This is a genomic window from Rhodococcus sp. BP-349 (assembly GCF_019835845.1).
Taxonomy (GTDB): Bacteria; Actinomycetota; Actinomycetes; order Mycobacteriales; family Mycobacteriaceae; genus Rhodococcoides.
This window is the reverse complement of the sequence record NZ_JABUDR010000001.1, coordinates 2,172,985-2,185,326: the sequence shown is the minus strand read 5'-3', so window position 1 is coordinate 2,185,326 and position 12,342 is coordinate 2,172,985. Positions and strand designations below refer to the sequence as shown.

Genomic DNA, 12,342 nt, shown 5'->3' with positions numbered 1-12,342 from the left:
CGCGGACCGAATCCGTCCGGTCACGCACCGGGCGGGGACGTCGGTGTCGGCGCATCGTGGCATCGTCTGATGTCATGACGACCCCCGATGATGCCGTTCAGGCCGGTGCTCCACAGGTGGAGGGCGATGCGCCGCAGCTCGAGCCGGACGTGCGTGAACTGGCCGACGTCCCTGCGATCGAGGTCATCAGCCGCGCCGCGGTGATGCTCATGAGCTCCGCCGCCGAGAAGCTGGGACTCTCCGACGCGGATCCGTCCGACAGCCCCCACCTCGATCTCGACGAGGCGCGACGCGTGATCACCGCACTCGCCGGGCTGGTCACGGCCTCCGTGGAGTACCTGGGGCCGCACGCCGGCCCCATCCGCGAAGGGCTGCAGGCACTGCAGAAGGCGTTCCGCGAGCAGTCGGCGCACCCGGACGCGCCCGGCGCCGGGCCCGGCGAGAAGTACACCGGGCCCGTCCACTGACCGTCGCGCGACGGCCCGGTCAGGAGACCGCGACAGGCTTGCGCTTGCGGGTCCGCTTGGCCGGGACCGGTGGGGTCGAGGCGGCATCGAGAGACTCCTGCAGGAACTTGCCGGTGTAGCTCTCGGGCACGGCCGCGATCTGCTCGGGAGTGCCCTCGGCCACCATTGTTCCGCCGCCGGACCCGCCCTCGGGACCCATGTCGATCACCCAGTCGGACGTCTTGATGACGTCCAGGTTGTGCTCGATGACGATGACGGTGTTGCCCTTGTCCACCAGACCGTTGATCACCAGCAACAGCTTGCGGATGTCCTCGAAGTGCAGACCCGTGGTCGGCTCGTCGAGGATGTACACCGTTCGTCCCATGGAACGCTTCTGCAGCTCTGCGGCCAGCTTCACACGCTGCGCCTCGCCGCCGGACAGCGTGGTGGCCGGCTGTCCCAGACGGACATAGCCCAGGCCCACCTCGTTCAGCGTCTTGAGATACCGGTGGATGGACGTGATCGGTTCGAAGAAGTCGGCCGCCTCCTCGATGGGCATGTTCAGCACCTCGGCGATGGTCTTGCCCTTGTAGTGGACCTCGAGCGTCTCCCGGTTGTACCGGGCACCGTGGCACACCTCGCACGGCACGTAGACGTCCGGCAGGAAGTTCATCTCGATCTTCAGGGTGCCGTCACCCGAGCACGCCTCGCACCGGCCGCCCTTCACGTTGAAGGAGAACCGACCCGGCTGATAGCCGCGGATCTTGGCCTCGGTCGTCGCGGCGAACAGCGTCCTTATCTTGTCGAACACACCGGTGTAGGTGGCCGCGTTGGACCGCGGCGTACGGCCGATGGGTGACTGGTCGACCCGCACGAGCTTGTCCAGCTGATCGAGGCCGTTGACGCGGGTGTGCCGCCCGGGTACCTGGCGAGCGCCGTTGAGCTTGTTCGCCATCACCGTCGCCAGGATGTCGTTGACCAGCGTGGACTTGCCCGATCCGGACACGCCCGTCACGGAGGTGAGCACTCCCAGCGGGAAGCTGACATCGATGTCCTGCAGGTTGTGCTCCCGAGCACCGATGACGGAGATCTTCCGCTTGGGATCGATCGGGCGACGTACCGCCGGGACCTCGATGGCCGAGCGACCCGAGAGGTACGCCCCGGTGAGGCTCTCCGCGTTGGTGAGAAGCGTCTCGTAGGTTCCGCTGTGCACGACACGTCCGCCGCGCTCGCCGGCGAGCGGGCCGATGTCCACGACCCAGTCGGACGTGCGGATGGTGTCCTCGTCGTGCTCGACGACGATGAGCGTGTTGCCGAGGTTGCGCAGCCGCGTGAGCGTGTCGATGAGCCGACGGTTGTCCCGCTGGTGGAGGCCGATGGACGGCTCGTCCAGCACGTACAGGACGCCGACGAGACCACTGCCGATCTGGGTCGCGAGGCGAATGCGCTGTGCCTCGCCGCCCGACAGCGTTCCTGCCGCGCGCGACAGCGTGAGGTACTCGAGTCCCACGTCCAGCAGGAAGCCGAGGCGGGCCTGGATCTCCTTGAGCACCTGGCCGGCGATGGCCTCCTCACGCGGACCGAGCGTGAGGGTGTTCAGGAAGTTCGAGCACTCCGAGATGGACAGTGCACACACGTCGGCGATGGACTTGTCCCCGAAGTCGCCCGCGGCGATGGTCACGGACAGGATCTCGGGGCGCAGGCGCGCGCCCTCGCACACCGGGCAGTCGACCTCCCGCATGTAGCCGTCGTAACGCTCCTTCATCTGCTCCGACTCGGTCTGATCCATCCGACGGTGCAGGAAGGGCATGACGCCCTCGAACTCGGCGTAGTAGGACCGGGTGCGTCCGTACCGGTTCTTGTAGCGGACGTGCACCTGGTGCTCGCTGCCCTCGAGGACGGCACGCTTCACCTTGGCCGGCAGTTTCCGCCACGGGGTGTCGATGTCGAAGCCCATGGCGTCGGCGAGCCCGGACAGCAGCCGGCCGAAGTACTCGGACGTCTGGCCCATGGACCACGGCGCGATGGCGCCGTCCGCCAGGCTGAGATCGGGGTCCGGAACCACCAGTTCGGGGTCGACCTCCTTCCGGATGCCGAGTCCCGCGCACTCCGGGCACGCGCCGTAGGGCGAGTTGAACGAGAACGCGCGGGGTTCGAGTTCGTCGACGGAGAGCGGATGCCCGTTGGGGCACGCCAGACGCTCGGAGAACCGACGCTCACGGTCGGCGGCGTTCTCCTCGCGGTCGACGAAGTCGAGCACCAGGATGCCGTCGGCGAGGCGCAGCGCGGTCTCCACCGAGTCGGTGAGCCGCTGCTTGGACGACGCCTTGACGGTCAGGCGGTCGACCACCACCTCGATGTCGTGCTTGTCCTGCTTCTTCAGCTTGGGCGGATCGGTGAGCTGGTGCACGGTGCCGTCGACGCGGATACGCGAGTAGCCCTGCGTGTTGAGCTGCTCGAAGAGATCGACGAACTCGCCCTTGCGCGTGCGCACGACGGGAGCGAGCACCTGGAAACGCAGGCCCTCCTCCATCGCGAGCACCTGGTCGACGATCTGCTGAGGCGACTGCTTGGCTATGCGCTCACCGCACTGCGGGCAGTGCGCCGTGCCGGCGCGTGCGTAGAGCAGGCGCAGGTAGTCGTAGACCTCGGTGATGGTGCCGACCGTGGACCGCGGGTTGCGGTTGGTCGACTTCTGATCGATCGAGACCGCGGGCGAGAGGCCCTCGATGAAGTCGACGTCCGGCTTGTCCATCTGGCCCAGGAACTGGCGCGCGTAGGCCGACAGCGACTCGACGTACCGCCGCTGGCCCTCGGCGAAGATGGTGTCGAACGCCAGGCTCGACTTGCCCGACCCGGACAGACCGGTGAACACGATGAGACTGTCCCGGGGCAGATCGATGTCGACGCCCTTGAGATTGTGTTCGCGTGCGCCCTGCACTACCAGGCGATCCGCCACGGTTGTCCTCTCCTTCGTCACGGCCCGCGGCCGTGCAACGTGCTGCGTCGACTCTCTCGTCGACCGCGTGAACTGCCCACTCTTCGTCGGACATGTCGTGTTCGGACACGACAGGCTTCGACGACCATATGCCCGAGGTCCGACAGACTCGACCGGCCGACGGGCTCCTCGCCCGGCTCACGACCGGTCGCCGTGGGTAATCTCACGCCCATGACCGAGAATGCACCGACGATCTCCGACGACTACACCGGCGAGGTGTCCGTGGGGACGGGCTCGCAGCGCCGCACCCTGTCGCACGCCACGATCGTGAAGACCTCGGTGGGCCCGATGGACAACAACGCCTACCTCGTCGTCTGTTCCCGGACGGGCCGATCGCTGCTCGTCGACGCCGCGAACGACGCTCCGACGCTGCGCGCCGTCGTCGACCACGTGGCACCCGAGGTCTCGCTGATCGTCACGACGCACCAGCACTTCGACCACTGGCAGGCGCTCGAGGACGTCGCATCGGCGACGGGCGCCCCGTCGGCGGCACATCCGCTCGATGCGGAACCGCTCCCCGTCGCCCCCACCCGCCTGCTCGACGACGGCGACTCCGTGCAGGTCGGCGACGTCACCCTCGACGTGATCCACCTCCGCGGCCACACACCCGGGTCGATCGCGCTGGCGCTCACGGACCCCGAGAGCGGCGTCGTGCACCTGTTCACCGGCGACTCGCTGTTCCCCGGCGGCGTCGGCAAGACCGACGGCGAGGCGAACTTCGTGTCACTGCTGGACGACGTGGAGTCGCGGCTCTTCGGTCGGTACGACGATCGAACGGTCGTCTACCCGGGCCACGGCAAGGACACGACGCTGCGCGCGGAACGTCCTCACCTCCACGAATGGCGGACCCGCGGCTGGTGATCCGTCACCATGATCCGGTCCCCCGCCCGCCCCGCGATTCAATCGCCGGGGCGGGGGGTATGGATACAGTTCGAGAGCGTCACATGCATGTCATGGGCGTGAACAACCGCACTCGTGCAGCCAGAGCAGTCCCCCACACCACAGCCGCAACGCAGGAGGCTCAGTGATTGTCCGCCGGATCGCCCGACCGATGCTCGCATCCATCTTCATCGCAGGAGGCGTGGATGCGCTGCGCAACCCCGCCGGAAGGGCTCAGGCCGCGAAGCCTCTGATCGAGAAGAGCCAGGACGCCCTTCCCGACGAGGTGACGCAGAACGTTCCCTCCGACCCCGAGACGCTGGTCAAGATCAACGCCGCGGTGCAGATCGGCGGCGGATTCCTTCTCGCGACCGGTCGGGCGCCGCGCCTCGCGTCCACCGTGCTCGCGGGTAGCCTCGTCCCGACGACCCTCGCGGGTCACTCCTTCTGGAACGAGACGGACCCGCAGGCGAAGGCGCTGCAGCGCACCCAGTTCATCAAGAACGTCAGCCTCCTCGGCGGCCTCCTCATCGCGGCCGTCGACACCGAGGGCAAGCCGTCCGTCGCCTGGCGCGGCCGCAAGGCGGCCAAGTCGGCCAAGGTCGCCGTCGCCGGCGCCCTCCCGCTGGTGTCCTCCTCGGACAGCTCCGAGACGCTCGCCCACGCCGGCGAGCGCGCCAAGGAGCTCGCGGGCGTCGCCGCCGAGCGCGCTCAGCCGCTCGTCGAGATCGCGTCGCAGCGTGGCGCCGAGTTGGCGGACGTCGCCCAGGATCGCGGCGGCAAGCTCGCCGAGCTGGCCAAGGAGCGCAGTGCCAAGTGGGCCGATCTGGCCGCTGCACGCGCATCCGAGTTCGCCGACGTCGCCCAGGATCGCGGCAGCAAGTACGCCGAGATCGCCGCGTCCCGCGGTGCCGAGCTGGCCGAGAAGGCCAAGGCCGACGGCAGTGACCTGGCGGACAAGTACGGCAAGAAGGCCCGCAAGCAGGCCAAGAAGTCCGGCAAGGACGCGCGCAAGCAGTTCGACGCCGCACGCAAGGAGTACAAGAAGCAGTACAAGTCCACCAGCAAGGACGCACAGAAGCAGCTGCAGTCGTCGCTGAAGGACGCCGAGAAGCGCGCCAAGGAGGCACGGGCCCGCGTCGAGGGCACGGTGCACCAGTACCTCTGACCTTTTCCCACAGCACACGGCCGGTGTTCCCGAGAGATCGGGGGCACCGGCCGTTGCCGTCGGGAGCCCGTAGACTTTTCTGGCGCTTCCGTGCGCCGACGAGAGGTGCACGACCACCCTCGACACCCAGCCCCACTCGCGTTCAGGAGACCATGTGCCGGATCAGGGCACCCCGACAGATCTGCACGACGCCGACCTCGACCAGGAACAACAGCGCGTCACCCTGCTCTACGACCGCCTCGACGCTCTGCGGACCTATGCACGGTCCCGGCTGAGCGCCGTCCTGCTCCAGACGGGCGGGACACCGCAGGCGCGCAGCGAACGCGAGTCCTACTCGGCTCTGTACAACGACGACATCGCGAAGTACGACGCGTCCGAGAACGGTCTGTGCTTCGGCCGGATCGACGTCGAGGACGACGCGCCGCGCTACATCGGTCGTGTCGGCATCCTCGACGAGGACGACGACTACCAGTCGTTGCTCTACGACTGGCGCGCCCCGCTGGCTCGCCCGTTCTATCTGGCCACGCCCGCCGCCCCCGAGGGCGTCGTACGCCGTCGCCACATCCGGACGCGCAGTCGTCGCGTCACCGGGGTGGCGGACGAGTACCTGGACCTGCGGACGGCGCAGGACGCCGGCGTCGCCACCGGGTCGGACGGTGTCGCCGGAGAGAGCGCTCTGCTGTCCGCGCTCAACGCCGCGCGCACGGGACAGATGAACGACATCGTCGAGACGATCCAGCGCGAGCAGGACGACATCATCCGGTCCACGCATCGCAGCGTCCTGGTGGTGCAGGGTGGTCCCGGTACCGGCAAGACGGCGGTGGCCCTGCACCGCGCCGCGTACCTGCTGTACACGTACCGCAAGCAGCTGGACAAGAGCGGCGTGCTGATCATCGGACCGAACAGCACCTTCCTCGACTACATCGGCCAGGTACTGCCCTCCCTGGGCGAGACGGGCGTGCTGCTGTCGACCATCGGGGATCTGTACCCGGGTGTCGACGCGAGCCGTGAGGACACCGCGCGCGCAGCGGAACTCAAGGGGTCCCTCGACGTCGTCGACGTCCTGATCGCCGCCGTACGCGACCGTCAGGAACTTCCGTCGGAGCCGGTGTCCGTCGATTTCGACACCTACACACTGCGGATCGACCGCAAGATGGTCACGCGCGCACGCGGACGGGCGCGGTCCTCGCGTCGACCCCACAACCTCGCACGACCGATCTTCGTGTCCACCATGATCGATCTGCTCGCCGACCAGTTCGCCGCCATCGTGGGCGGTGACGTGCTGGACGGGTCGAATCTGCTGAGCCGTGACGACATCGCCGACATCCGCGACGAGATGCGGGAGAGCCCCGAACTGATGGGTGCGATCGGCGCGCTGTGGCCGGAGCTGTCCGCCCAGGACGTTCTCGCCGGGCTGCTGGCCTCGCCCGAACGGCTGCGGGTGGCCGCACCGGGATGGGCCCCCGTGGACCGCGCCGCCCTCGAGCGGTCGGACGACGGGCGCTTCAGCGGTGCCGACGCTCCCCTGCTGGACGAGCTCGCGGAGCTGCTGGGTATCGACGACGCCGCGGAACGCGAACGGGAACAGCGTCGCTGGCGCGCCCAGATCGAGGACGCCCAGGGCGCCCTCGACATCCTGACCGGATCGGCACCGCAGGATCTCGAGGACGAACTCGATCCGGAAATCCTCATGGCGTACGACCTCATCGACGCCGACAGACTCGCCCAGCGTCAGGGGCACGGACGCCGGTTGACGGCGGCCGAACGCGCGGCCGGCGACCGCACGTGGACCTACGGCCACGTCATCGTCGACGAGGCGCAGGAACTCTCGCAGATGGCGTGGCGAATGGTCATGCGCCGCATACCCAATCGATGGATGACCCTCGTGGGCGACGTGGCCCAGACGGGCGACACGGCGGGCGCCTCGTCCTGGCAGGACGTCCTCGGCCCCTATGTGGCGCAACGGTGGAAGCTGACCGAGCTCACCGTGAACTACCGCACCCCCGCGGCGATCATGGAGATCGCCCGGCGAGTTCTCTCGACGCTGGACCCGGCCGCATCGATCCCGCGGTCGGTGCGGGACAACGGCGAGACGCCGTGGGCGCATCGAGTCACGGAGGACGATCTGGTGTCGGCGGTCGAACGCCACGTCGCCGCGCATCCACGCCCGGGGATGTCGGCGGTGCTGGCACCCGCGGACATCGCCGCGCGGCTCGCACATCTGGGGGCCGACGACGTCCGGGTGTGCACGGTGCGCGACGCGAAGGGTCTCGAGTTCGACTCGGTGCTCATCGTGGAACCCGCACGGATCGTGGACGACTCGGCCCGCGGCCTGAACGATCTGTACGTCGCCCTCACGCGCGCGACACAGCGGCTGGGAATCGTCCACACATCGCCGCTACCGGACGTGATGGGACCCATCGCCCCCGTGACGCAGTGATGCCGACACGGCACGAACGGATCGTGCCGTGACGGCATCCAGCGGTGATTCGAGCGTCAGTGCGTGGTGTGCACGATCAGCACGTCGCAGCGCGCCTTGCGAGCCGCATCGGACGGAACCGAGCCGAGCAGGCGGCCGGTGAGCGAGTTCAGTCCACGGTTGCCCACCACGAGCAGATCCGCCTTCACCTCGCCGACGAGCTCGAGCAGCGAGTCGACGGGGTTGCCCACCACGGGACGCTCCTCGATCGACGAGGCGCCGGCCGCCACCGCACGCTCCCGCGCGACACGCAGAATCTCCTGTGTCGGAGCGGATCCTGTGATCTGGTACGCGTCGTCCTTCAGCGCGTCCGCGTCCTGCGAGGACGCCTTCGAGTCCGCCGGGTAGTACGCACACGCGATGTAGAGCGTCGCGGCGGAATCACCCGACAGCGCTGCCGCCTTCTCCACGGCCCGCAGTGACGAATCGGAGCCATCGGTCCCGACGACGACGTTGCGGTAAGCGCTCATACATTCCTCCAGTGGTCATGTCCCGACGATCATCGAGTGTCGATTCGAGACATTAGTCGCAGCGGCGACCACCCGACGCGGCTTCCGGTCGAAAGCACGTGTCACTCCCCTCGCATACATTGAAGTAATGCCACGACCCCGATTCCGGTTGCCCGGACGCGCCTCGACGCTCGGACGACCGGTGATCGTCGTCGTCGCGGTGCTCGTCGTCCTCGCCCTCGCCGTGGCGTCGTTCGCACTTCTGCGCGACTCGAACGGTTCCGCGTCGTCGGTGCGGACTGAAGACGCCGTCCGCACACTTGCCGAGAGTCCGGGCAGCAGTGCCACCGTCGACATCGACACGACGCTGTACCTGCCGGACACGGACGGGCCCGCGCCGGCGGTGTTGTTGGCCCACGGCTTCGGCGGCGACAAGAACTCGGTGGCCGCACAGGCACGGGATCTCGCGTCGCGAGGGCTCGTCGTCCTCGCGTACAGCGCGCGCGGCTTCGGCCTGAGCACCGGCAGCATCGGCCTCAACGATCCCGATCGTGAGGTGGCCGACGCCCGCGGACTGATCGACTACCTGGCCACTCGCTCCGAGGTGCAACTCGATTCCCCGGGTGATCCTCGGGTCGGTGTCGCCGGTGGTTCCTACGGCGGCGCGCTCGCGCTCATGGCGGCCGGAACCGATCCTCGCATCGACGCGGACGCCGCCTCGATCACGTGGAACGACCTGAACCAGTCCCTCTTTCCCAACTACTCGGTGGCCGAGCCGTCGTCTCAGGCACCGACACCCGCCGTGTCCGAGGGCAGTGACGCCGGTGTTCTGAAGCGCGGTTGGGCCGGCATCTTCTTCGGCGCCGGGGCGGCACCCGCTCCCGGTGGAGCAGGCGACGCTCCGACATCGACCGCCCCCGCGGGAGCATGTGGCCGGTTCGCCCTCCAGGTGTGTCTCGCGTACGCGGAGTCCGCGGTGAGCGGGCAACCGTCCGAGGCCACCAGCGAACTGCTGCGCGCCCGCTCCCCCCGGTCGTTCGCCTCGTCGATCACCGCACCCACCCTGCTCGTGCAGGGACAGCGCGACACGCTCTTCGGACTCGACCAGGCCGACGCCACCGCACGGCAGATCGCGGAGGCCGGCGGCTCGGTCCAGGTGCGGTGGTTCGACGGCGGCCACGATGCCGGCGGCACCGACGCCACCGCGGACGGTGCGGTCGCGGACTTCCTGGTGCAGCATCTGATCGGGGACGGGACCGACTCCGCGCGCGCCGACTCGGCGTTCACGTATGCGTTGGCGGGCGATCCGACCGACCAGGGCGATCGGGCTCGCGAGCTCACCGCCGCCGCGTATCCGGGGCTCTCGGACGCCACCCCGACCGAACGCCAGGACTTCCCGCTCACCTCGGCCACCGGCAACGACACTCAGACCGTCGTCCGGCCGCCCGGTGGGTCCCCGGCTGCTCTCACGTCCCTGCCCGGGGTCGGCTCCGCCTCCGCCCTGGGCGGCGCCGCAGCCGGGCTCGGCGGGGCCGCGAGCGCACTCCTGACGGGCGACATCCCGGGACAGACCGCGTCGTTCGTCACGGAGCCGCTCGACTCGTCGTACACGATCGTCGGCACCTCGTCGGTGTCCGTCACCGTCGGTCCGACCACCTCGCCGAGCGGCACCGTGCTCTTCGCGAAGCTGTACGACGTGTCCGACGACGGTCGGCGCACTCTGCCCAACGGTCTGGTGTCCGCAGTGCGCGTCCCACCGTCCGACCAGCCCTCCACGGTGACCGTCACGTTGCCGGGCATGGCCTACCAGGTAGCCGCGGGTAATCGCGTCGAGGTGGCCTTCTCCACCACCGACCAGGCCTATGCCGTCCCGCTCGAGCCCGCGGCGGTGTCGGTCACACTCTCCGACGCCACGCTGGCACTGCCCGAGGTACCCGCCGAGAACGCGGAGTCGACGTTCCCGTGGGTCCCCGTCGTGGGCATCGCCGGGCTCGCCGTGCTGGTCGCCGCCCTCGTCGCTCTCGCCTCGTTCACCTCTCGGCGTCGCACCGTCGCCGAGGTGGACGAGGCGCTGGTGGACGTCCCGCTGGTGATCACCGATCTCGCGAAGAGCTACTCCAACGGCTTCCGCGCGGTGGACGGCGTGTCGTTCCGCGTCGGCGCGGGGCAGGTGCTCGGTCTCCTGGGCCCCAACGGCGCCGGCAAGACCACCACGCTGCGCATGCTGATGGGCCTCATCACGCCCTCCAGCGGCGAGATCCGGGTCTTCGGGCACCTGGTCTCTCCGGGGGCGCCGGTGCTGTCCCGACTCGGTTCCTTCGTCGAGGGGTCCGGATTCCTTCCCCATCTCTCGGGGATGGAGAACCTGGACCTGTACTGGAAGGCGACCGGCCGACCGGCGGAGGACGCCCATCTCGAGGAGGCACTCGAGATCGCCGACCTCGGCACGGCGATCCACCGCAAGGTCCGGTCGTACAGCCAGGGCATGCGGCAACGACTCGCCATCGCGCAGGCGATGCTCGGACTCCCGGACCTCATGGTCCTGGACGAACCCACCAACGGGCTCGACCCGCCCCAGATCCGCACCATGCGCGACGTCCTCATCCGCTACGCGCAGACGGGCCGCACGGTCCTCGTCAGCAGCCACCTGCTGGCGGAGGTCGAACAGACCTGCACGCACGTCGTCGTCATGAACAAGGGCGTCGTCATCAGCTCCGGGACGGTCGACGATCTGATCGGCGCGAGCGGTCCTCTGGAGTTCCGTGTCGATCGGGCCGCGGACGCCGTCTCGGTGCTGCGAGGCATCGACGGCATGGGCGAGGTCGTCGAGGCGGAACCGGAGGGCGCGATCAAGGCGCAGCTCGGAGTGCTCGATCCCGCGATGGTGGTGCGGACGTTGGTGGGCGCCGGTATCGGCGTCTCCTCCGCGTCGCGATCGACACGACTCGAGGACGTCTTCCTCGACCTCGTGCACGACGACACCGACCGACTCCGCCATGCGGCGGAAGCGTCCTCGGGGAACGGAACGACCACATGAGCGCCGACAGTCGACCGACGACCACCGCGGCGCATCCGGACGGCCGGGTCGCGGGGTACACCCCCGCGGGCACGCTGTCGCTACGGACCGAGCTGACGCGGCAGTTCACGCGGCGGAGAACCCAGTTGTCCCTGGGCTTCCTCGCGTTGCTGCCCGTCATCATGGCCATCGCGTTCACGGTGGGCGGGTCGGACTCCGACACCGCCAGCGGGAGCCTCATCGACCTGGGCACCCAGAGTGGGGTGAACTTCCTCGTCTTCGCCCTGTTCGTGTCGGTGGGATTCCTGCTGATCGTGGTGGTGGCGCTGTTCTTCGGCGACGCGATCGCGAGCGAGGCATCGTGGTCGAGTCTGCGCTACCTGCTCGCGGTCCCTGTTCCGCGAGGTCGGCTGCTGCTACAGAAGGCCCTGGTGTCGGCGATCCTGTCGCTCGCCGCGCTGCTCACGCTCGTGGGGGTGTCGCTGATCCTGGGCAGCGTGCTCTACGGCCTGGGGTCGCTGGTGTCACCCTTCGGCGATGCCCTGTCGTTCGGGCTGTCGATCGGGCGGCTCGCGATCGGCGTCGTCTTCATCGCGATCAATCTGACGTGGGTGGCCGGGCTGGCACTCGCCCTGTCGGTGTCCACCGATGCGCCCCTGGGCGCGGTCGGCGGCACGGTGATGGTGTCCATCGTGGCGCAGATCCTCGATCAGATCACGGCACTGGGATCACTGCGCAACCTGTTGCCCGGCCACTACTCGACGTCGTGGACGGGCGTGCTGTCGCCGACGCTGTCGTGGAACGACCTTCTCGACGGCGCCTTCTCCTCACTCGCGTACGCCACGATCTTCGGCATCATCGCCTGGCGGCGATTCGCGACGAAGGACATCACGAGCTGACGACGAGG

At 68.8% G+C, this 12,342-nt stretch carries 8 protein-coding genes; 6 read left to right on the top strand and 2 right to left on the bottom strand.

The annotated features are described in order from the left end of the window. Positions 1-74: 74 nt before the first annotated feature. Positions 75-467, top strand: coding sequence for a DUF1844 domain-containing protein (locus HQ325_RS10315; RefSeq protein ID WP_231476444.1), 393 nt, complete (start codon positions 75-77; stop codon positions 465-467). Between the two features lie 19 nt (positions 468-486). Here the strand turns inward: HQ325_RS10315 and uvrA are convergent, their stop codons facing one another. Then, positions 487-3,405 (bottom strand): excinuclease ABC subunit UvrA, encoded by a 2,919-nt coding sequence (gene uvrA, locus HQ325_RS10310; RefSeq protein WP_222628652.1) that lies wholly within the window; start codon positions 3,403-3,405, stop codon positions 487-489. Positions 3,406-3,615: 210 nt separating this feature from the next. Between uvrA and HQ325_RS10305 the strand changes: the two genes are divergently transcribed. The 3 genes from HQ325_RS10305 (at position 3,616) to HQ325_RS10295 (ending at position 7,931) form a co-directional block, all read left to right on the top strand. Beyond that, positions 3,616-4,305 carry an MBL fold metallo-hydrolase gene (locus HQ325_RS10305; RefSeq protein WP_222628649.1) on the top strand — a complete coding sequence of 230 codons (690 nt, stop codon included), beginning with the start codon at positions 3,616-3,618 and terminating at the stop codon, positions 4,303-4,305. 163 nt (positions 4,306-4,468) lie between these two features. Then, positions 4,469-5,491 carry a DoxX family protein gene (locus HQ325_RS10300; protein WP_222628646.1) on the top strand — a complete coding sequence of 341 codons (1,023 nt, stop codon included), beginning with the start codon at positions 4,469-4,471 and terminating at the stop codon, positions 5,489-5,491. 154 nt (positions 5,492-5,645) lie between these two features. Beyond that, positions 5,646-7,931: an ATP-binding domain-containing protein gene (locus HQ325_RS10295; RefSeq protein ID WP_222628644.1), complete on the top strand. Its 2,286-nt coding sequence runs from the start codon at positions 5,646-5,648 to the stop codon at positions 7,929-7,931. Positions 7,932-7,987: 56 nt separating this feature from the next. Here the strand turns inward: HQ325_RS10295 and HQ325_RS10290 are convergent, their stop codons facing one another. Continuing rightward, on the bottom strand, positions 7,988-8,440 hold the full coding sequence (locus HQ325_RS10290) for a universal stress protein (RefSeq protein WP_027506754.1): 453 nt from the start codon (positions 8,438-8,440) through the stop codon (positions 7,988-7,990). 127 nt (positions 8,441-8,567) lie between these two features. Here HQ325_RS10290 and HQ325_RS10285 point away from each other — a divergent pair, with 127 nt between their 5' ends. Then, positions 8,568-11,456, top strand: a complete 2,889-nt coding sequence (locus tag HQ325_RS10285; RefSeq protein ID WP_222628642.1) for an alpha/beta fold hydrolase — start codon at positions 8,568-8,570, stop codon at positions 11,454-11,456. Further along, positions 11,453-12,334: an ABC transporter permease gene (locus tag HQ325_RS10280; RefSeq protein ID WP_222628640.1), complete on the top strand. Its 882-nt coding sequence runs from the start codon at positions 11,453-11,455 to the stop codon at positions 12,332-12,334. The genes HQ325_RS10285 and HQ325_RS10280 overlap by 4 nt, the downstream gene beginning before the upstream one ends. The last annotated feature ends 8 nt before the right edge of the window (positions 12,335-12,342 follow it).

Excerpts from the sequence above, each read along its gene's own strand:
- HQ325_RS10315 (WP_231476444.1), top strand. The coding sequence starts at position 75 with ATGACGACCCCCGATGATGCCGTTCAGGCCGGTGCTCCACAGGTGGAG.
- HQ325_RS10280 (WP_222628640.1), top strand. The coding sequence starts at position 11,453 with ATGAGCGCCGACAGTCGACCGACGACCACCGCGGCGCATCCGGACGGC.
- HQ325_RS10290 (WP_027506754.1), bottom strand. The coding sequence starts at position 8,440 with ATGAGCGCTTACCGCAACGTCGTCGTCGGGACCGATGGCTCCGATTCG.
- HQ325_RS10285 (WP_222628642.1), top strand. The coding sequence starts at position 8,568 with ATGCCACGACCCCGATTCCGGTTGCCCGGACGCGCCTCGACGCTCGGA.
- HQ325_RS10305 (WP_222628649.1), top strand. The coding sequence starts at position 3,616 with ATGACCGAGAATGCACCGACGATCTCCGACGACTACACCGGCGAGGTG.